Source organism: Lentibacillus salinarum, assembly GCF_042679865.1.
GTDB classification, from domain to species: domain Bacteria; phylum Bacillota; class Bacilli; order Bacillales; family Amphibacillaceae; genus Lentibacillus; species Lentibacillus salinarum.
In genome coordinates this window covers 266613-286930 of record NZ_JBHTNH010000029.1, presented here as the reverse complement: position 1 = coordinate 286930, position 20318 = coordinate 266613, and the positions used below count along the sequence as shown (strand labels likewise).

General features: G+C 37.0%; 20 protein-coding genes. All 20 read right to left on the bottom strand.

All coding sequences use genetic code 11. The features are described 5' to 3' along the window. Positions 1-149: 149 nt before the first annotated feature. The 20 genes from ACFQ4A_RS16190 to ACFQ4A_RS16095 all read right to left on the bottom strand — a co-directional run bounded on the left by ACFQ4A_RS16190 (position 150) and on the right by ACFQ4A_RS16095 (position 20187). Positions 150-392 (bottom strand): hypothetical protein, encoded by a 243-nt coding sequence (locus tag ACFQ4A_RS16190; RefSeq protein ID WP_382402462.1) that lies wholly within the window; start codon positions 390-392, stop codon positions 150-152. Positions 393-462: 70 nt separating this feature from the next. Then, a complete protein-coding gene (locus ACFQ4A_RS16185; protein ID WP_382402461.1) occupies positions 463-1152 on the bottom strand; it encodes a response regulator transcription factor in 690 nt (229 codons plus the stop codon). Further along, positions 1145-2536, bottom strand: coding sequence for a sensor histidine kinase (locus ACFQ4A_RS16180; protein ID WP_382402460.1), 1392 nt, complete (start codon positions 2534-2536; stop codon positions 1145-1147). Before ACFQ4A_RS16180 ends, ACFQ4A_RS16185 begins: the two co-directional genes overlap by 8 nt. 11 nt (positions 2537-2547) lie before the next feature. After that, positions 2548-3276 carry a cytochrome c biogenesis CcdA family protein gene (locus ACFQ4A_RS16175; protein ID WP_382402459.1) on the bottom strand — a complete coding sequence of 243 codons (729 nt, stop codon included), beginning with the start codon at positions 3274-3276 and terminating at the stop codon, positions 2548-2550. A gap of 21 nt (positions 3277-3297) precedes the next feature. Then, a complete protein-coding gene (locus ACFQ4A_RS16170; RefSeq protein ID WP_382402458.1) occupies positions 3298-4212 on the bottom strand; it encodes a F510_1955 family glycosylhydrolase in 915 nt (304 codons plus the stop codon). A 69-nt stretch (positions 4213-4281) separates the two neighbouring features. Then, positions 4282-4494 carry an SHOCT domain-containing protein gene (locus ACFQ4A_RS16165; protein ID WP_382402457.1) on the bottom strand — a complete coding sequence of 71 codons (213 nt, stop codon included), beginning with the start codon at positions 4492-4494 and terminating at the stop codon, positions 4282-4284. Between the two features lie 166 nt (positions 4495-4660). Further along, a complete protein-coding gene (locus ACFQ4A_RS16160; RefSeq protein ID WP_382402456.1) occupies positions 4661-5365 on the bottom strand; it encodes a cytochrome c biogenesis CcdA family protein in 705 nt (234 codons plus the stop codon). Between the two features lie 25 nt (positions 5366-5390). Next, complete coding sequence (gene resA / locus ACFQ4A_RS16155) at positions 5391-5966, bottom strand: thiol-disulfide oxidoreductase ResA (RefSeq protein ID WP_382402455.1); 576 nt, start codon at positions 5964-5966, stop codon at positions 5391-5393. A gap of 335 nt (positions 5967-6301) precedes the next feature. After that, positions 6302-6895: a class I SAM-dependent methyltransferase gene (locus tag ACFQ4A_RS16150; protein ID WP_382402454.1), complete on the bottom strand. Its 594-nt coding sequence runs from the start codon at positions 6893-6895 to the stop codon at positions 6302-6304. Positions 6896-7244: 349 nt separating this feature from the next. Then, on the bottom strand, positions 7245-8435 hold the full coding sequence (gene ccsB / locus ACFQ4A_RS16145) for a c-type cytochrome biogenesis protein CcsB (protein WP_382402453.1): 1191 nt from the start codon (positions 8433-8435) through the stop codon (positions 7245-7247). Between the two features lie 30 nt (positions 8436-8465). Further along, entirely contained in the window at positions 8466-10100 is a 1635-nt protein-coding gene (resB, locus tag ACFQ4A_RS16140; protein WP_382402452.1) for a cytochrome c biogenesis protein ResB, read from the bottom strand. A 380-nt stretch (positions 10101-10480) separates the two neighbouring features. Beyond that, positions 10481-10744, bottom strand: coding sequence for a hypothetical protein (locus ACFQ4A_RS16135; protein WP_382402451.1), 264 nt, complete (start codon positions 10742-10744; stop codon positions 10481-10483). An 87-nt stretch (positions 10745-10831) separates the two neighbouring features. Then, the gene (locus ACFQ4A_RS16130) at positions 10832-11047 is read right to left on the bottom strand and encodes an SHOCT domain-containing protein (protein ID WP_382402450.1); all 216 of its coding nucleotides are present in this window, start codon (positions 11045-11047) and stop codon (positions 10832-10834) included. A gap of 260 nt (positions 11048-11307) precedes the next feature. Beyond that, positions 11308-12684: an ATP-binding protein gene (locus ACFQ4A_RS16125; RefSeq protein WP_382402449.1), complete on the bottom strand. Its 1377-nt coding sequence runs from the start codon at positions 12682-12684 to the stop codon at positions 11308-11310. Between the two features lies 1 nt (position 12685). Next, positions 12686-13387, bottom strand: a complete 702-nt coding sequence (locus tag ACFQ4A_RS16120; RefSeq protein WP_382402448.1) for a response regulator transcription factor — start codon at positions 13385-13387, stop codon at positions 12686-12688. A 643-nt stretch (positions 13388-14030) separates the two neighbouring features. Further along, a complete protein-coding gene (locus ACFQ4A_RS16115) occupies positions 14031-14648 on the bottom strand; it encodes a CadD family cadmium resistance transporter (protein WP_382402447.1) in 618 nt (205 codons plus the stop codon). A 189-nt stretch (positions 14649-14837) separates the two neighbouring features. Further along, a complete protein-coding gene (gene lpdA / locus ACFQ4A_RS16110) occupies positions 14838-16256 on the bottom strand; it encodes a dihydrolipoyl dehydrogenase (RefSeq protein WP_382402446.1) in 1419 nt (472 codons plus the stop codon). Positions 16257-16430: 174 nt separating this feature from the next. Next, positions 16431-18839, bottom strand: coding sequence for a heavy metal translocating P-type ATPase (locus ACFQ4A_RS16105; protein WP_382402445.1), 2409 nt, complete (start codon positions 18837-18839; stop codon positions 16431-16433). A 332-nt stretch (positions 18840-19171) separates the two neighbouring features. After that, a complete protein-coding gene (locus ACFQ4A_RS16100; protein WP_382402444.1) occupies positions 19172-19477 on the bottom strand; it encodes a hypothetical protein in 306 nt (101 codons plus the stop codon). Between the two features lie 308 nt (positions 19478-19785). Beyond that, complete coding sequence (locus ACFQ4A_RS16095) at positions 19786-20187, bottom strand: ArsR/SmtB family transcription factor (protein WP_382402443.1); 402 nt, start codon at positions 20185-20187, stop codon at positions 19786-19788. Between the last annotated feature and the right edge of the window lie 131 nt (positions 20188-20318).

Sequence of the window (20318 nt, the reverse complement as noted above, 5' to 3'; positions counted from 1 at the left end):
TGTGCAGAATTTATAACAAATTGTTAAAAACGAAAAATTAAATTTCCTGCGTTAGAAAACCAAAAAACATGGCTGTTTTGATGAGAAAGGCCATGTTTTTCATGTTAGGGGGTAAAACCAATATATAATAGTAAATTATTGACTCGCGTCTACATCTGGAACTGCATACTTTCAGCGGTTCTGTTGTCGTTTGAGCCATGGCAGTTCTGATACATTTGCTCCATTTGCTGCTCATTCATATTTGGATGCATATTCTGCATAAAAGGAACCATTTCTTCAAAGCTCAATCCAGTTTGACCGCTATTGTCGGGAGTGCTATGTGCCATAACAACATTACCCATGCCCAATACCAGAAAAGATGCCAATCCAATAGTCAAAAGTTTCTTTTTCATTATGAGTTCCTCCCTTCTATGATTATTATAAGGAAATGTTCTTGAGAATTTATCAAGAAAATGTGACAAGTTATTGACGGTCAAATTGGGATTCGTTCCCCCATTTATAGCCTACCCCCCAGACCGTTTTAAAGTATTCGTCAATCGGGAAGCCTATCTGCTTGATTTTTTCCCGCATATTCCGAACATGTGAGTCAACCGTTCTTCCTTCTGTATCTGAATCAAACCCCCAGATTAATTCGATCAACTGTTCTCTTGTAAACACCTGATTGGGATGTTTCATTAAATGGCCCAATATCATAAATTCCTTAGGTGTTAATTTGATTGGCCTCTTTTGAAAGAAAAGTTCATATCGTTCTCCATCCCAAAGAAGACCATTGATTTTAATATGATTAACAGGCTTTTGCCGCCTTAGTAAAGCTTCAATTCTTGCTAACAATTCGTCTTCGTTAAAAGGTTTGGTTATATAATCATCTGCTCCCAGCTTTAATCCTCTGACAACGTCATCCTTCTGATCACGTGCTGTTACCATAATAATCGGTACATCCGATATTTTCCTGATTTCCCGACAAAGTTCCCAGCCATCCATGTCTGGCATCATAATATCAAGCAGGACAATGTCGAATATCTCATTCTCGACATAACCCAGTGCTTCATTAGCCCCCTGCGCTTTTCGGCACGTATAATGATGTGGCTTTAAATATAATGCCAGCAGATCCAGCATCCGTTTTTCATCGTCAACTAGCAGAGCCTTATTCAATATGATCACCTCGCATCAGTGTTATCCGAACGCAGGTCCCTCTGCCACGTTTACTGTCAATAACAATTCGTCCACCATGTGATTCAACAATCTCTTTAGCAATAGCCAGGCCAAGTCCCGAACCCCCACTTTCTCTTGAGCGGGACTTTTCTACACGATACAACCGTTCAAAAATGTGCGGTAAATCTTCTTTAGGTATTCCTTCACCCTCATCCGAAACGGTAAGATAAATTTCCTCAGCCGTATGCGTTACTTTAAGAACTACTTCACCACCTTCATATGAATGTTTCTTGGCATTGTCGAGAATATTCAATAAAACTTGCTGAAAGCGTTTCGGATCAACAAAAGCCAACACGCTATTGTCTGCGCAATTAACTGTATATGTAACTTGTTTTTCCTTGAATAACGGTCTCATACGATCGGCCACCGATTGAATCAGATCACACAACCGTACTTCTTCACGTTCAATGACAAATCGGCTCTGGTCCAGTCTTGCCAGTTCAAAAAGGTTTTTGATCAATAAGGATAAATGCTCTGTTTCTTCTCGTATGATCGCTGTATATTCTTTTACTTCGGCTTCATTCATATCTCGCCGATTGATAACATCAGCATACCCTTTTATATAGGTCAATGGTGTTCTAAGTTCGTGTGATATACTTGCCAAAAATTCATTCCTCTCATTTTTTAATCGATCCAGGTCCTGCGATAGTCGTGTAATAGAATTCGCTAACTCACCTAGTTCATCGTTTCGTTCCTTAGATAACTTTACATTATTTTTACCCTCACTTAGCTGTTCAGTTGCTTCTTTTATTTTAATTAATGGAAGTGTAATAAACCTGGACAAAATAAAAATCGTAATAATTGTTAGAAGTATCGTAATGATGCCCACAACAAAAAATTGATCACTTAACTGATCGACAATTCTTTTAACAATATTTGTGTGAGCAAACATAAAGACGTGACCTTGATGCGCTCCATCAATAGTAATTGGACTATCTGTTACAATGTACTCTCTCTCATTCCATCGTTCTTCAACAATTTCACCTTCAATTGGCATATCTTCATAATCAGTATGTTCGATGACCTCCAGCATTTCTTCTTCAACCGGGTCAGAGTTAATCAGGATGTTTCCAGTTGCATCGGTGATTATAACTGCGTAATCAGAGGGAGCCTCCATTAGTCCAACATGTTTTAATGTTGGACTTTCAAAATTATCTTCAAGCACTGCACTATGGGTATTTCCACGTGCCAATAAATTATCCATTACTTCTTCAACTCGATCATTGACCAGATTCGTATATAGTATAAAAAATAATAGAGACTCAATGATTAAAATAAACACGAAAAATAGTAATCCAATTTTAAAAGACAGTTTGTTAAACATAATGGACCTCTTTACGACCAATAGGTTAGTGTGTCAAATATACCAATTAGAAGAATCAATACCCCTGCCACCTTCTGGGTGATAGCTCCAATCTTTTTGCTTTTCTTTAAAATAGCACCACTTACTCCAAAATACCAAATTAAAAAAATGACAAGCAGTAGTGGAAGGGATGTGCCAACTCCAAATATGGAAGGGAGGATGACACCATAGGATGTTGTCAAAACAACAGGCATTAATGTGAGTATAAATAAAACAAACATGGTTGGACAAAAGGCTAATGTGAAACTGACTCCCAATAAAAAACTTCCAGTATAGCTATCTTTTATCCTATCTGGAATCTTAATCATTCCAAGTGATTTATTAAATCGAAATAACCCAATCATAAACAACCCAATTATAATAAGTAGCGGACCAATTGTTTTACGCAGGATTGGAAACATTTGTGATAAAGCACTGTGAACTTCTTCCCCCAATTGCCAAATAATAATCCCAAGTGCAGAAAACACGACAATCTTCCCTAATATGAATAAGAGTATATGTATCCAGGGAACCTTTTCTACTAAAGATTTATTCCCATAAATAGTAATTGCACTAATATTACTTGTAAGCTGACATGGGGCAACTGCTCCAACTAAACCCAGAAAGAAAGCAAATAATACCGGCATATGTTCGTATCCATATGCCAGTCCATGGATTGGTCCACTTAACATACTGCTAATTTGATTAAAAAGATCAAACATATTCATTCAACTCACTATGGTTTAATTTACTTTTCCATCCTCTAAAATTTGATCCCAGGATTCTGCACCATCTTTTGATATATAGGCCTGTCCCTTTGTTGTATAGATAGCAAACTCCTGATTATCCTGTGGGTTTTGAGCAATATACACAGGACCGTCTTCTGTTAAATTGGGTAAATTGATTGTTTTTTGATTTCCATTTTCAATATTATACTTAACCAGAGATGGGATAGTGCTATAGCTTGCATAGTATAAATTTTCTTCATTAAAAAATACTGCCGTTCCTTGTACTGCTTCTGTGATTATTTGAAAATTTGATCCTCCATCATTTGAAACAAAAACACCATTTGTTGTCGCTGCTGCAACATGGTTCGAGTTAGAAGGATGGATGGCCAAAGCAAATATTTCACCTTCTAAGCCAGATGCATTTACACTTTCCCATGATTCACCGTCATCCTGACTTTTGTAGAAGCCTTGTTTTAACTCCGAATTTTTTGCTGGATTCATAACAAAGATATTATGGCTGTTAAATCCTACTGCCATTGCATGAAAATCCGTCTCCCCTTCAAACTTAAGACTTTCCAATGTTTTGCCACCATCAAAACTACGCTGTATCCCGATTGGATTAGGCAAATCTGAATCCTCACCTGGATGACCTGATGTGTAAAAGCCTTCATCTACCGCATTAAATCCCATATAATCATTAAAATTCTTTGAAGTTTTAAACCATTCACCTTCACGATAAATCTTTAATCCAGTATGAGAAGCAAAATACAATCCATTATCATTTCCAGCATATCCCATACCATGGACATGCTCCATAGATCCGTCAAAAGGGACTTCAAATGCCGACTCTTCGTCACCATCATTACTAATGCATCCCGCTAGCAGTAAACCTGAAATAATTGTTACAATAATCATTGCTTTTTTTATCATTTAAACTTATCCTCCGCCTCATTATAATACTCTTAAGATAACCTGTATTACATAGTGCAGCATTCGTTTTTATTCTTCTAAAATTGATTTTAATCGTTCATACTCCGATTCATCTATCTCACCTTTTGCCAATCGTTCCTTTAAAATTCCAAGCGAATCCTTTTTACGTCCTCCACTTACATAATTAGATACCAGAAAAAGGCCAATAATTATCAATCCGGCCAAAAAGATAATCATGCCTATCATAGGCCAAATTGAACCATACCCATGCATATAATGCATTACTCTCCACCTTCTTATATACCTAGTTTAAATTTATTCAATAAACCCACATAATCAACTATATTACAATTGAATAACACGCGTGTATCCAGGCATCCTCAAGTATTAGCCATAAACACTGGTTTTAGTTCAATGTTTGTCCTAATCTTTACTTTTCCTGGAACTACTAAAAACCATAAAAACCAAACCATCCTGCTAAGAAGGAGGTTAAATCAGTCATCCAATCAAAGTAAAGTGCAACTCCCATAAAAATCATGACATACCCACCAATTTTGACAAGTCGAACACTATGTTTTTTAATCCATTTTAATTTACCAATAAAAAACGATAGTAGTAGAAACGGAATAGAAAACCCTAATATATAACTTATCATCATCACCATACCGATTTCAGGGTTTGTGGCAGCTAACGACAGTACAACAGCAAGTATAGGGCCCATACAAGGTGTCCACCCCAGTGAAAACGCCATTCCTATAATAAAGGAACCAAAAAATCCACCTGGCCGGTTTTTAAATGTAATTTTCCTATCCTTCATAAGGAATTTAAAATTAAAGACACCGACAATTACTAGCCCAAAGAAAATTATTAAAACAGCACCAATTTGCCTTATAGCATCTTGGTAGGTAGATAAAAACTCAGAAATAAATGATGTAGTAAAACCAATCATAACAAAAATACTCGAGAACCCTAATAAGAAAAAGATTGTATGTAAGAGTGCCTTTTTATTAAATTTTTTATTCTCCTGATTTATTTCACTAATACTCATCCCAGTAATATAAGATAAAAATGCTGGATAAAGTGGTAATACACACGGTGAGATGAATGATAAAAAACCTGCACCAAAAGCTAAAAATATATTTATTTCATTCAAATTTTATCTTCTCCTCCATTTCTGTCTATTGTTTTGGTAATATATCCTGAAGATAGCCTTCAAGCCTATCTAACGTAAGAGCCCCACTTACAATTTCCTCAATTTCTCCATTCGGATTAATAAAAAAGGTGCTTGGAATTGGTCCAACATTATAAAGATCACGTACTTCCTCGTTTTTATCATGGGGAATAGGGAATGTTAAATCATACTTATCGATAAAAGGATGAATTACAAACTCCGTACTATCTAAACTGACTGCAACAATTTCAATCCCTCTTTCTTTATATTCAGGATATAATGATTGCATGTAAGGCATTTCTTCCTCACATGGTTTACACCACGTACCCCAGAAATTTAGCATTACTCCCTTACCTTCTAAATCACTTAACTGTACAGTTTCTAATTCATTATTTTCATTAATTTGCTTCAAACTAAAGTTAGGTGCTTTATCTCCTACTTGATAAACTGCGTTATCAGCTTGTAAATTGGTGACTAGCGCAAATACAATTGCCCCTAATAACACAACTAAAATTGCAGTTCTAAAAATAAAGCGATTTCTTTTTTTGTTTTTCTTATTTTTTTTGGCTTGTTCCAAACTCATATGTATCGCCCCCCTTAAAACAATAACACGCGTTCGTTATATGCAATATTTAGATTTTGCTGTTCCAAGGATTTCGCATTTTGTTTAATACCCCTTATAAATATAGAACAATTATGTGCAGAAACTGTGTAGATTTAAGAAGTTAACAAAATGGACACATTTTTGACCAATTAGATATAATCAATTATCTGAGTATTTTGTGTCCATAAACTAATTAATTAAGACCTTCCCCCTGCCTGCTATGGTCTCTATTCCGGAAACCAGCCAGGAATGTCAAAACTACTAGTTCCCGTGAAAAGTGCAAATCCTATAGCTTATTTCATGAACACAACTTCTTATGTTTCATTTAAACATTTGATAGTCAAAAAGATCCCATTAAAATAGGAATCCACTTCCATAACAGACAAGTTTGACTGTTTTATTAGTTCTAAAGTATCACGATTCAAATGACACCCATCACAAGCCTTTTTCCATAATGGCGTTAATACATCCTGTGTTTTTCCCAATAGTGCTTTATCTACTCTTACATGCTCAAAGAGTAAAATTTTCGCATTAGGTTTACTGACTCGTTGAATTTCTTGAAGAGCTTTCATCGGTTCTGGAATGGTACAAAAAACAAGTGTGGCTACAACTGAATCAAATGTATTGTCAGCAAATGGAAGTTTTTCCGCTTTAACCAAATAAGTTTGAATGGGGATACGTGATCTCTCCATCCGTTTAAGTGCTTGTTCATCCATCAAAGGGTTGGGTTCGATTGCATCTACTTGTGTTGCATTCTTATAGTGAGGAAAGTTCATCCCCGTACCTGAACCAATCTCCAGCACCCTTCCTATTGCCTGATTTACTAATGTTTTACGTATCTTGTTGAATTTGGTTTTTTCGAGCGGTCTCATTGCCATATCATAAATTGACGGAAACCATTTTCCCACTATTCATTCACCTCGGGAGTATAAATATTAGGGTCTCAATCGGAGACCTAATTAATAAAGGGAGGTTACATAATACTTATCTTTGTCACGATAACTCTTCATGAAATCACCCCACACCTTTTAAGTGTGCAGAATAATACTTATATCGGCAAGGTAAACCTAAAAAATATAAACCTTTTATTGGTAATAGCTCTATACATATAGTGTTATTTAGAGTAAACAAAACTAATGAATCGCACCACCTATCCCACACTTCTCCTGCTTCTTAATTCTTGTTTATACATTTAAAAACCACTAAGTCCACCAAAAAGATAAGAAAGCAAGGGCCCCTAATGGTTGAAGTTTCCCTTTATGCGTAAGAATGAAGGCCCGCCAATAGCAAGTTAACCGCAATTAAATTGAACATAATAATCGCGAACCCTCCTACAGCAAGCCAAGCTGATCGTTCGCCATGCCAACCCCTTGAAAGCCGCAAATGCAAAAACGCTGCATAGAAGAACCAGGTCACCAGTGCCCAAACTTCTTTCGGGTCCCAGCCCCAGAAGCGGTCCCAGGCAATCTGTGCCCATATGGATGCAAATATTAAACCACCCAGTGTGAATACTGGAAAACCGATGGCAACTGCACGGTATGATATTTCATCAAGCATGTTCGGTTTGGCTTTTTTCAGGAACGGCTGAATAGCTGCACCCACTCGTTTGCGAAAGATTAAACGAGTTAAACCATATAATACGATGCCAGTCAGTACTGACCAAATAAGCGTATTGAATTTCCTTGCCGCATCAACACCCTGCATCCAGCCAGGTGCATCAAACAATGGTTCCATCCTGTCACCCGTCATCAGCTCACCTTCATTCGGACCGGAAATCGGAGGCAGATGATAATCCGTCGTGAATGTTTGACCGTTTAAGGAATACTCAAACTCAGCGCTATAACCTGACAAGTTGAATGAAGTTGAAATAACACTGAAACCGACAAAAATAAACAATGACAGCAAAACAATCTCGAGCCATGTTGTCCGTTTGCTGCGGACGGTCTGATCAATTTGCCTGATTAAATAAATAAGACCAGCTACGAAACTGATTGATAAAATTGCTTCACCCAGTGATACGGTCGTTACATGAATATACAGCCAGTGACTTTGCAATGACGGTACCAGCGGTGCAATTTCAGTCGGGAACATACTGGCATAAGCGATTACTATCATTGCAATTGGAAGGGCGAATAACCCCAATATATTTAACTTGTAAATAAAATAAATGATGATAAACGCAAATACAAGTCCCATTCCGAAAAATGTCACGAATTCGAAAAGGTTACTGACCGGTGCGTGTCCACTCGCAATCCACCTTGTAATAAAATAGACAATTTGTGCCAGAAAGCCAATAATCGTTATCGTGATGCCTATCTTTCCGCTGACGCTTTTATTATCCTTTTTCTTACTTTCTTTGATTGTCGCACCAAAGAAAAACGTTGCAATCAAATAAAGGATGAATGCTGTATACAGCATTGTATTACTTATACCAAGCAATGAATCCATTTTATATCCTCCTCCAGCTATGGGGTTCAGTTACTCGATTTCCTGCTGGTCTTTAACCATCTGAATATTCGTATCTTCAATGATATGTTCAATATCTTTCTTTAAACCAAACCAGTTTTTATTTGTATGGCCTGCCAGCATCACATCTTCGTTTTCCGGATGCAGCCAAATGCGGCGGTGATGCCAGTACATACCCTGGATGACACCGATCATGAAAATGGCAGCGCCGATGATAAATAATGGGATCGTATAGTCGCGTTTGACAGATAATCCACTGGCGTAACGCATTTCAAAGTTTTCGATTCCCAACTTATAATCATTTTCACCGGTAGCATCGACGTTTTTTCCAATGCCGACAAAACTCATTTCCGATTCTTCATTACCTGGTGGATTTACATTGAAAACGAAAGCCGGATTTCTCGGGTAATTGGTTTTCGATCTTGGTTCACCCTCATCCATTTCATAATCCGGGTAATATTGACTGATTGTAACACTGAAACCATTATCCAGTTTATACGTATCTTTCGGGTTGTTCAGGTTAATCTTGAACGACCCTAATGATTTCTCATCAGAATCGTTTGTTTCATGAATTTTAAATGTCATACTGTTAAATTCATTTTGCTGGTAACCGGATTGATAAATGGTATAGCCATCAAATTTAAGCGGATGATTCAACTGAATCTTTTCTTCTTTCACTTTCTTGAGTTCGGGCTCAGCACCTGCGATTTTTTCTCCGGTTTCTTTATAAATGACAGCGTTTGTCTGAAAGTTTTTTTCAACCATTCCTTCCTGTGCAATCGCCTCTTTAAATCGTTCATCATCCTCGTCATAAGTTTCCAGGATAAATTTCTTATTCTTGATGTGATACTCACCGTCTGTACCGGGAATAACCGTTTGCTCGCCTTCCCGGACCCAAACATATTCATCCATATACATAAACGGCGTCATCCGTAATAAGGCAGCAATCAGGACAATAATCAGACCGATATGGTTTACGTACGGACCCCAACGGGAGAACCTGCCTTTTTCTGCCATTATATGACCATTTTCCTCATGAACCTTATACCGCTTTTCTTTCAATCGGGATATCAATTTTCCTATATCATCATCGGTTACATTGTCCGTTTCACTGAATAAACGCTGGCGTTTCAGAAATTGTGTATGGCGCCTTGGCCGCTGTCTTTTCAAAGCTTTGTACAGCGGCACGAACCGGTCAATACTGCAAATTACGAGTGAAATACCGATTAATGCAATTAGCAGCATATACCACCATGAACTGTACAAATTATGAAAACCCAATTGATAGTAGATCTGTCCCAAAATTCCATACTGGGATTCATAATAGATGGATGGATCACGGGATGCAGCGTTTGGAGGTATGTACTGTTCCTGGGGGAAGATTGTTCCCAGGCCTGAGGCAATCAAAGCCAGAACGATCAGCCAAACTCCGACTTTTACCGAGGAAAAGAAATTCCATGTTTTATCAACAATCGATTTATTGTATGTTTGTGATCGGCGTGCACTGCCGTCATATCGCATGTTGAGCAATTTGCGTTTATCATTGCCATCGATATGCTGGTTTTGTTCCATGGGTTTGCCGCATGCCTCACACAGCACTGTCCCCTCCGGATTAACGTGCCCGCACTCACATTTTATTTTATTCATTCGTATCCCTCTCGCAATTAGTCGTGTTCAAAAATTTGCTTCTGTTGAACTTCTTATAAATAACCTTCTACCCAGTTTTTAAGAGCCATTAACACCTTTCGACCACTCCACCTCATGGATTATAAAAACCGTAGTGGGAATAGTTCCTATTCCATACTTGACCAGAAATATTAAACATACGGATCATAGATTATAGTCATAAAATGTGTAAATTTTGTGAAGAAATTATTTTTCCCATATTCCGTACTATTTGTAGACCACATTAGTGCAAAGTAAATCGACGGAAACCGTTTTCCCATCATACATTAACCTCTGGAGGACCCATATAGATTTAAAAAGGCCCCCAATTGAGGCCTTATTAATAAGGGGATTACAAAAGGTTATTTATCTTCTTTTTTGTCACCATAGGACTCCAAGAAATCACCGCAGGCATTCATCATTTTTTGCCCTTCAGGTGAATTCATTGCTTCCATCATATTTGACATGTTTCTATTTTCCATCATGTTCATCATTCCGTTGCCATTGCCATTCATCATGTTACCCATTCCATTGCTATCTGGTTCTTGGGCAAATGCTGTTGTTCCTACTACTAATAAAGCGGCAAAGGCAAACGATAATGCAAATGGCACTTTTTTCAGTTTCATGTCTTAATCTCCTTTCTACCCATTAATACTAGGACATCTTTAGTATAGACAACAAATTTGTAGAATTTGTGAGGATAAAAGAAATTTTTAATCTTTATTTCTTAAAACTGCCTTTTTGGCTTCAAATTCTTGATCATCAATTTCCCCACGTGCATATCTTTCTCTAAGAATTTGTATGGAAGAATTCTCTTTCTTTTCAAATGGCTTCAGTATTAATAAGACTATTCCATATATCAAAAATCCCAGCACAATAATCCAAATTACCATGTTTAAAATCATGCTTCCACCCATCATAGACATCATAGTTCCAGCCTCCTTCTAATCTAACATCCTTCATTCCCTTTTTATGTTGTTCATTTTCTTTTCTTTAGAATTATAAAATATATAATTCCTATTATTGAAATCGGCAGACACATCCATAAACAAATCTGTATAAACGTTTTTAAATAGGACTCTATTGATTCAGTTCCCCACACTACTGTTCCAGAAACAGTAAGACACATTAAGCCCATTGCAATCAATAGTGCGACGATTAACCATTCTATCTTATTCATATTGCCTCCTTACTCAGCTACAGGGAAACTTAGCCGAAATCTCGTTCCTTTTCCTACTTGGCTACTCACCGAAATAGTCCCATTTTGCAGTTCAACCAAATTTTTTACAATGGACAATCCTAATCCTGTTCCCCCAAGTTCTCTTGAACGAGACTTTTCAACTCGGTAGAAACGTTCAAAAACAAGTGGAAGATCTTTTTCAGGAATTCCAATACCCGTGTCCTCAATGTTTACATGTACTTTGTTATCTGCACTCCATACTTTAACACTGACAGATCCATTTTCTGTATATCGAACCGCGTTCCCCAGCAGGTTCGTGAAAATTTGTTCTAAACGGATACCATCAGCCTCGATATAAGGAACATTCTCATCAATTTGGGTTTTAAACGTCAACCCTTTGTTATCGAATTCCATTTTGACTTTAAAAAGGGCACTTTCTAAAACTTCTGTAAGGTCGACAGTAGACATTTGAAGGTCAATTTTGCCTTCTTCCATTTTGGATAAATCAAACAAATCATTGATTAATCTGACCATCCGCTCGGTTTCACTTTCAATGATATTCAAATACTGAAGCCTTTCTTCCTCTGTTCGGTAAAGACCCTGTTTTAACACGTGAGCATATCCTTTCATGTATGATATAGGTGTACGCAATTCGTGCGATATATTTGCAAAAAACTCTCTTCGGTTAGATCGGTATCTATTCGTTTCTAGTGCAAGATCGTTAATTGCTTTTCCTAATGAACCTATCTCATCCTCCGAAGGAATGTTTACCCGTATATCTAAATTGCCTTTTGAAATTTCGCGAGTCGCCTGTTCCATTTCTAAAAGTGGGTCTGACATTTTCTTAGACAGCAAAAATGTGAAACCAAGTGCTAAGAATAACGCACCAACTGCAGACAATAGTAGTAAATCCCTAATCTTCTGAACAGGTTCTTTAACATCATTTATAGAAGCCAATACAAAGAAAGCGCCCTTAAATGTACCAGATTGGATGATAGGATAACCTGAACCAAGATACCTGCTTTCTGTTCTTGAATCACGAAACCTTTTTTTAACAGGCTGCCCTTCCGATAATATACCTATATCTTTACTGGACAGATTCTCTATTTTTATCCCAGAGTCTGCTATGACCTTTCCATTAGCATCAATAATATAAACGTCTTTATTGGTTAAATCAGCCAGTGTTTTAAACATATTTAAAAATTTCTCGTTTTTAAGAGAAGTAATGGTAAGAGCATACTTTTGAGATAGTTCCTCTACCTCTTCTTGAACTTGATTATAATAGAAATTGGTAAAAATTTGATTCGCAACATATCCTAGAGGTAACAACACGACTAAAAACAAGACCATTATGGTTCCACCGAGTTTTAGAACAATTTTATTCATGTCATGTATGACCCTCTTGTGTATTAAATTTGTATCCTACTCCCCAAACTGTTCTTATCGGATTATAGGAAAGCCCCGCTTTTCGAAGCTTTTCCCGTATATTTTTCACATGTGTATCAATCGCCCGCAAATCACGAAATTCATCAGAGTCCCAAATTTGATCTAATAATATCTCACGAGTAAACACCCTTTTGGGCTGACTCGCTGCTAAATAAAGAATATCAAATTCTTTTGGAGTTAACTCAACTGGAATATCTTTAACCTTGACTTCTCTACTTTCACTATCGATTGATAAATACTCAAAGTACATCAAAGTCTTAGTAGTTTCCTCTTTTTTAACATTCTGCCGGCGAAGCAAGGCATTAACACGGGCAACTAATTCCTCTGCGGCAAATGGTTTTATTAAGTAATCATCGGCACCAAGATTCAATCCCTGAACACGATCCTTAACATCATTTCGAGCAGTTAACATCAAAATAGGTATTAAACTAGTCTTGCGAACGGTTTTGCATACTTCCCATCCATCAATATCCGGCAGCATAATATCTAAAATCATTAAATCATAGGAGATTTGTTGGGGCATTTTTATAGCTTCTTCTCCATCCACTGCTTCTTCAACTTGAAAATTCTCCTTTGATAAATAAATCTTAATTAAATTTCTCATGTTCCATTCATCATCAACAACCAGAATTTTACTTTTCATATACAACCCTCATTTTTTGATTACATCATTCATTTTAATTTATAAATTTGTATTATCTGTGAGGTTTCTAACTTATTTTCTTTTAATGTTTCTAAATTATATCAATTACACATGTAGAATTCATTTTATTCTAGAGAATGGAAAAGAGGATGCTCTAAAAGTCGGTTACACTAGTTTCCAGGACACCTCCTCTTTACTCTCCTATATTCCTCAAATAACGTATAATAGCACTTATTTAATTTTGAATTAATATCCAATAGTAATTGATTAGGACAATATGCATTGCATTTAATTGTAAATTCAAAAGTCCCTGCTGTTAGCCAGAGGGACTTTGATATTTTTAATTCACTAGACTCCATAATGCGTTTTCCACATGATGTATATTCCTAAACCGTCGGGTAGATTTAGTCAGCCGAACTGTTACGGTAAATTCTCACACCTATTAGCCGAGCTTATAACACACTATTTCTTACTAAAAAGCGTGCTATTTGACGCAGGGAGAGCCTTTCAGAGCCGTTACCTCTTCAATCGACTCCTCGACGTAACCCTTCAGTATTAGAAATTAAAAACTGCCTGACCTTTACCGAAATTGTGTGACCACATTTCATTTGAGTCAGGAACGTTTCGCACCCACAACTGCCCGTTAAAACAGGAATGAGAATAAAGCGTTGAATGTGCCATTTTCAAACATAATATAAATCCCTAGCCCTATAAAAACAATTGGAACAATCCAACGTTCATATTTCTCAATTTTTTCAGAAACAAAATTTAAGGAAGCTAAACTATAGCTGACATAGCACAAAACCCCAACCATAATTAAAAAGACAATAATAGCAATAAGGATTTCAGTCACATTTAACGTCGTGAAGTACGGTACATAAATGGAAAAATCATCTGCACTGGAAGCCAATACAATGAAAGTAACCGTCAAAAATAATTGATTAAACCTACCTGAGGAGAATAAAGACAAAATGTTACCTTCATCTTCATCCTCTTCTCCTTTGACCCAGACTTTAATACCCAAGTAAAGCGGTAAAAGTCCAAGTAATCCTATTACCCATTGCTGGGGAATTAAATTCGCAACCCCTAGAGCAACTATAAGACTTACTCCTATAATAATTGCTGTTCCAATATACTGTCCTACCCAAATATGTTTTGCCTGTCCTTTTTTTATTTGCGAAAACAGGAGAATTAAAATAATAAGGTAATCAATCCCTGTCGCTACATAAACAGCAGCAGCTGTAAGTATTGTTGTAATCATTTTTACACCTCCAAAATATTCTCCGTATTGTCATTTTTTGCTGATTAAATATTAATCTCTCCCACTTTCCTACATCAACCTACTAACTGATTTTTATTACAACCAATTGATAGGACTTTAACTACGGATATTGTTTGTCGCTTTGAACTCATTAGAATTTAGGCTATATCTAAGCTTTTTTCTCTTAAGTTATTTTTTATTTACCATGTGAATTGAATGTCCCATCACACCTTCTGCCGCTTCCATGAGTGGTTCTGGTAAAGTTGGGTGTGCATGAATGGTAAGGCTGAGGTCTTCCGCGTTTGCTCCAGCCTCAATCGCAAAAACAGCCTCTGCAATCAGAGAGGATACTTCTGGCCCTACCATCTGTACGCCTAACACTCTTTTCGTATTCTTTTCAGCTACAACCTGTACAAAGCCATCTGCATCCGAGACAGATAAAGCCCTAGCATTTGCTTGGAATGGAAAACGACTGGATACTGTTTCATATCCGTTTTCCTTTGCTTCCTTCTCTGTTAAGCCAGTATAGGCTATTTCAGGATCGCTGAAAATAACAAAAGGCATCGCTTGAAAATCAATCACACTGTTTTGGCCACTGATCACCTCTGCTGCTATCTTTCCTTCATAACTAGCCTTATGGGCAAGGAGATCACCACCAGCACAATCCCCTATTGCATAAACATGATCAACTTTTGTTTGACATTTGTTATTTATCTTGATAAATTCTCGTTCATCTAACTCCACTCCGATATTTTCCAGACCGATTTTACCTGTATTTGGTTTTCTCCCAACAGAAACTAAACAATAATCACCTTGAATAATTTCTTCCTTTCCATCAACTTGAACATGGACGTTAACTTCTTCCCCTGTGTTTTCTCCACCTTGAACTAGAGCATCCGTTATAACAGTGACTCCAAGTTCCTTTAAATGACGTTTGACCGTTTTTGTTAGTTCAGGATCCGTCCCGGACAAAATTGTATCCGATCCCTCAAGGATGGTCACTTTTGCCCCAAACTTTGCATAAGCAGTACCTAACTCTAAACCGATATAACCACCACCTACCACAACTAAATGATTGGGTACTTCCTGCAGCTGCAATGCCTCCGTTGAAGAGATAATTCTTTTTTGATCAAATGGCATACTTTTTAACCCGACCGGCAAAGAACCTATTGCAAGGATTAAATCCTTGTAGGAAAAAATTTGTTCTTCGTCTTCTATTTTTATTTTTGCAATATGTTCTTCAGTGAGGTAGGCTTCTCCACTTATTACCTCTACACCATTTCCTTTTAACAAGGTACGAATCCCATTTGTTAATTTGTTCACGATTCCGTCCTTCCACTTCATTACTTCCGGCATATCTACTTCAACATCACCCGATACCTTGATGCCCATTGCATTGGCATGTTTAATGTGTTTGATTCGTTCAGATGCACTAATAAGGGCCTTTGACGGGATACAGCCGCGATTGAGGCAAACCCCTCCTAGCTCGGCCTTATCGACCAAGACCACTTTTTTTCCTAACTGAGCTGCACGTATAGCCGCAACATAACCTCCAGACCCTGCTCCTATCACTAATAGATCTACATCTTTTTTCACTTCTTCGGTCATTCTAGCTTCCTCCTTTTAGGAAATAGTTGAGTGATATGTACCTTATATTAAGAAAAACTTTTTTCTTACTTTTACCTATTTTTCTTCTCTTATTTGACTAAACTCGAAATTTATATAAAATAACTTATATTTGATGAAAAAGGCTTTCCAGATAAACGGAAAGCCTTTTTACTTTTATTCTTTCACACGCATAAGTCGTAAACCATTCAACGCTACAAGTAGAGTTGCCCCCATATCAGAAACAATGGCAATCCACAGTGTTAACCAACCAGGGATAACCAAAAGCAAAGCAATCAATTTAATTGCAATAGCAAAGGTAATGTTTGACTTAATTATATTTAGTGCTTTACGACTTAGTTTTACCGTAAACGGAAGTTTTGTTAAATCGTCTCCCATTAACGCAACGTCCGCCGTTTCTAATGCTGTATCTGTGCCAGCTCCCCCCATTGCTATTCCAACTGTAGAAGCTGCCAATGCAGGGGCATCGTTGACACCATCCCCAATCATAGCTACGTTGCTGAATTGAGATCTAAATTGTTTAATATAATCTAATTTATCCTGTGGCATCAGTTCAGCCTGAACATCCGATACTCCGACATCACTTCCAATGGCATTTGCAGTAGCTTTGTTATCACCCGTAAGCATAATCGTGTTTTTGATGCCAAGTTGATGTAATTTGTGAATGACTTCTTTACTTGATTCACGTACTTCATCTGCTACTGCTATAACAGCTAGTATTTCTTTGTCAGTTCCAACCACCATAGCTGTTTTCCCTTGATTTTGAAGAGTTGTAACATTCTGTACTAAGTTCTTATCAAAATTGGAGACTGATAATTCCTCAAATAGCTTTGGACTTCCTATATAATAGGTTATTCCGTCTACAGTACCCTTAATTCCTTTACCTGTAATGGAAGCGAAATCTTCTGCCACGACTTCCGAATAAGAAATATTTGCCTCTTCTGCTCTTTTCATAATTGCTGAAGCAAGAGGGTGCTGAGAACGATACTCTAATGCAGTAATGATGGATAGCATTTCATTTTCATCCACCTGTTTGTTCAACACATTAAAATCGGTTACGACTGGGACACCTTTTGTTAATGTACCTGTTTTATCGAATGCCATAGCCTTTAGGGCACCCATTTCTTCTAAATAAACGCCACCTTTTATAAGGACACCTTTTTTCGCTGCATTGCCTATTGCTGAAACAATCGAAATCGGAGTGGAAATAACCAACGCACACGGACAACCAACGACTAAAACAGCTAAACCTTGATAAACCCATGTTTCCCAACTACCTCCAAAGAATAATGGAGGAACTATGGCGACTAACGCAGCAATGATCATAATGATTGGCGTATAATATTTTGCGAATTTATCAACAAACGCTTGCGACGGAGCACGTTCACCTTGTGCTTCCTCTACAAGATGAATAATTTTAGAAATGGTTGTATCTTCGACTAATTTAGTTATTTCTACTTCGAGTAATCCTTCTTCATTTAGAGTACCTGCAAATACTTCATCGTTATCCGTTTTTTCAACAGGTACTGACTCACCTGTAATGGCTGCTTGATTAACAGCGGAGTATCCACTTACAACCACACCGTCCATAGCAATCTTTTGTCCAGGTTTGACAATCATAATATCTCCAACCGCAATATCATCTACATGGATCATCATTTCTTGACCATTTCGTTTTACGAGTGCCTCTTTAGGTGCAATATCCATTAATGAACGAATCGATTGTCTCGCTTTATCCATAGAGAATCGTTCTAGAGATTCACTAATCGCAAAGAGAATGACAACCACAGAAACTTCTGCCCATTCTCCTATAATGGCACCACCTATAACAGCGACTGTCATAAGTGTTTTCATGTCAAATTCAAATCGTAACAAGTTTTGGAAACCGACTTTGAAAAGTGATAATCCTCCTATTAACATCGATGCTACAAATAATAATGTAGTAACAATGTTCTCATCCCCATTAACAAAGACTGAAAGATATCCAAAAACAATCAACAAGGACGCATAGAGTAACGTACTGTGCTTTTTATAAAATGGTACTTTTTCTTCCTTTTTAACCTCTTTTTCCTGTTTAACATCTTGTGTAGCTTGCCGTGCAGGTTTTTCAGGGGCCACTTTGAGATTCTCAAAGGCACCTGCTTTTTCTAATTCTTCAATCGTAACCTCTCCGTAAACAGAAATTTTAGATGCTCCAAAATTTACTTTTGCATCCTCTACACTCGGGATTTGCTTAACATTTTTTTCAAATTTACCTGCACAATTCGCGCATGAGAACCCTTCAACACTATATACATTTTTGTCTTGTTTAACCTCTTGCGGTGCTTGCCGCCTAGGTTTTTCCGGGGCCACTTTAAGATTCTCAAACGCCCCTGCTTTTTCTAAATCTTCAACTGTTGTTTCACCGTAAACGGAAATTTTAGATGCTCCAAAATTTACTTTCGCGTCCTCTACTCCCGGAATCTGTTTAACATTTTTTTCAAATTTACCTGCACAGTTCGCGCATGAAAATCCATCAACACGATAGACATACTTCTCCTCTAATGGCTTCGTTGCTTCACTCATCTTTAATAACCTCCTTCTTTAGTAAACAATATTTCTTTTATCAATGCATGTGGAACTCCTATATTTTGGTCACCTCTCATTATGATATTCGTTTGAATATTATATTGTTATTTTATATCGATACATATGAATAGTCAAATGATTGTTTGATTGTACTTAAATTTTTTTGCTAGGACTTAACGCATCTTTTTTCTGTTAACTCACCTGATTATTCATGGCTTTGTACTTTATGATTATCATTCCACCCCAACAACTCCTATGATCCAAGATGCTACATAGAAAACAGCTACACCAAGTAAAACGTAAAGACCAGTTTTTCGGTTTCCGATTGATTAACGACTGGAAGTAAGTCCGTTGCCGCGATATACAAGAAAACACCTGCTGAAAAGGACAAGCCTATTCTTGAAAATGAATTTCATTAAGTTTATCCCTGTGTGTTCATAGCCAAAATGAAAATGAGTTGTGAGGATTATTTGGAAGCCAAATAACACTAAAAATCCTGCTAAGATATAAACTCCATTTTCAGGTGAATTTTCTAATCCTTCTGGCATTAGATCAAGAATAACAATGGATAAAAGAAAACCTTCACTAAAGGCCATTAAATATGTAAGAGTTTTTGGGGACCATTCTTTTCCCACGACAATAAGTCCTCCAATAAGATTGGCTAAACTTGTGATGTAACACAAGAGATACGACAGTCCATGATAAAATTACAAACCCTCCTCACTTGATTCATTCCATTTCACATATGAATTCTGACCATCAGGGACAATTTCGAGAAAAAACAAGATAACAAGATTTAAGCCCCAGTGGATGCCAGGGCTTAAATTTCCTTATATAATTATTTTTCTGCTGGTCTTATTTTTATGATTTAAACTGGCATTCCATCATGTAAAGTGAAGCACTTGTTACTTTTTATGTTCATTTTCACCAACACTCATCACATTCACTTCTTTTCCTTCAACTGTAGTGCTTCTTGCATAAGGTGATGCACATGATTACTTACCAGCCTGTAAAAAACCATCTTCCCTTTTTTACGGTACTCGGCGATCCCCATATTACGTAACATACGTAGGTGGTGTGAAGCAGTGGCATTCGTGGAACCAATAATCGTTGCTACATCACAGACACACATTTCATCTTCTTGCGTAAGTGAATAAACAATTTTCAACCGTGTATCATCCGCAAAAACCTTAAACAATTGTGACAAACCATCCGTTTGACCGATTTCCTGCTGACGTCGCTCAACCTTTTCTGGGTCATATATAAATGTCTCACAAGCATCTTTTCCCCCTGATTTCACACCATCTAAATCATTTTCTTTTTTATTTATGGAAGTAATACTCAAAATAATCCCTCCTCTTGTAGGTACTGTATATAATAACATTCAAATTATTATTTGTTTATATACTAGTATAAATACCATAACATTTCATTGCAACAATAAAATACACATTTGTGTGTTATATCATATACATA

What these genes read in the sequence shown, in the direction of transcription:
- ACFQ4A_RS16190 (WP_382402462.1), bottom strand. Translation starts at nt 392, where the DNA reads ATGAAAAAGAAACTTTTGACTATTGGATTGGCATCTTTTCTGGTATTG.
- ACFQ4A_RS16180 (WP_382402460.1), bottom strand. Translation starts at nt 2,536, where the DNA reads ATGTTTAACAAACTGTCTTTTAAAATTGGATTACTATTTTTCGTGTTT.
- ACFQ4A_RS16175 (WP_382402459.1), bottom strand. Translation starts at nt 3,276, where the DNA reads ATGTTTGATCTTTTTAATCAAATTAGCAGTATGTTAAGTGGACCAATC.
- ACFQ4A_RS16170 (WP_382402458.1), bottom strand. Translation starts at nt 4,212, where the DNA reads ATGATAAAAAAAGCAATGATTATTGTAACAATTATTTCAGGTTTACTG.
- ACFQ4A_RS16165 (WP_382402457.1), bottom strand. Translation starts at nt 4,494, where the DNA reads ATGCATTATATGCATGGGTATGGTTCAATTTGGCCTATGATAGGCATG.
- resA (WP_382402455.1), bottom strand. Translation starts at nt 5,966, where the DNA reads ATGAGTTTGGAACAAGCCAAAAAAAATAAGAAAAACAAAAAAAGAAAT.
- ccsB (WP_382402453.1), bottom strand. Translation starts at nt 8,435, where the DNA reads ATGGATTCATTGCTTGGTATAAGTAATACAATGCTGTATACAGCATTC.
- resB (WP_382402452.1), bottom strand. Translation starts at nt 10,100, where the DNA reads ATGAATAAAATAAAATGTGAGTGCGGGCACGTTAATCCGGAGGGGACA.
- ACFQ4A_RS16135 (WP_382402451.1), bottom strand. Translation starts at nt 10,744, where the DNA reads ATGAAACTGAAAAAAGTGCCATTTGCATTATCGTTTGCCTTTGCCGCT.
- ACFQ4A_RS16130 (WP_382402450.1), bottom strand. Translation starts at nt 11,047, where the DNA reads ATGATGTCTATGATGGGTGGAAGCATGATTTTAAACATGGTAATTTGG.
- ACFQ4A_RS16125 (WP_382402449.1), bottom strand. Translation starts at nt 12,684, where the DNA reads ATGAATAAAATTGTTCTAAAACTCGGTGGAACCATAATGGTCTTGTTT.
- ACFQ4A_RS16120 (WP_382402448.1), bottom strand. Translation starts at nt 13,387, where the DNA reads ATGAAAAGTAAAATTCTGGTTGTTGATGATGAATGGAACATGAGAAAT.
- ACFQ4A_RS16115 (WP_382402447.1), bottom strand. Translation starts at nt 14,648, where the DNA reads ATGATTACAACAATACTTACAGCTGCTGCTGTTTATGTAGCGACAGGG.
- lpdA (WP_382402446.1), bottom strand. Translation starts at nt 16,256, where the DNA reads ATGACCGAAGAAGTGAAAAAAGATGTAGATCTATTAGTGATAGGAGCA.
- ACFQ4A_RS16105 (WP_382402445.1), bottom strand. Translation starts at nt 18,839, where the DNA reads ATGAGTGAAGCAACGAAGCCATTAGAGGAGAAGTATGTCTATCGTGTT.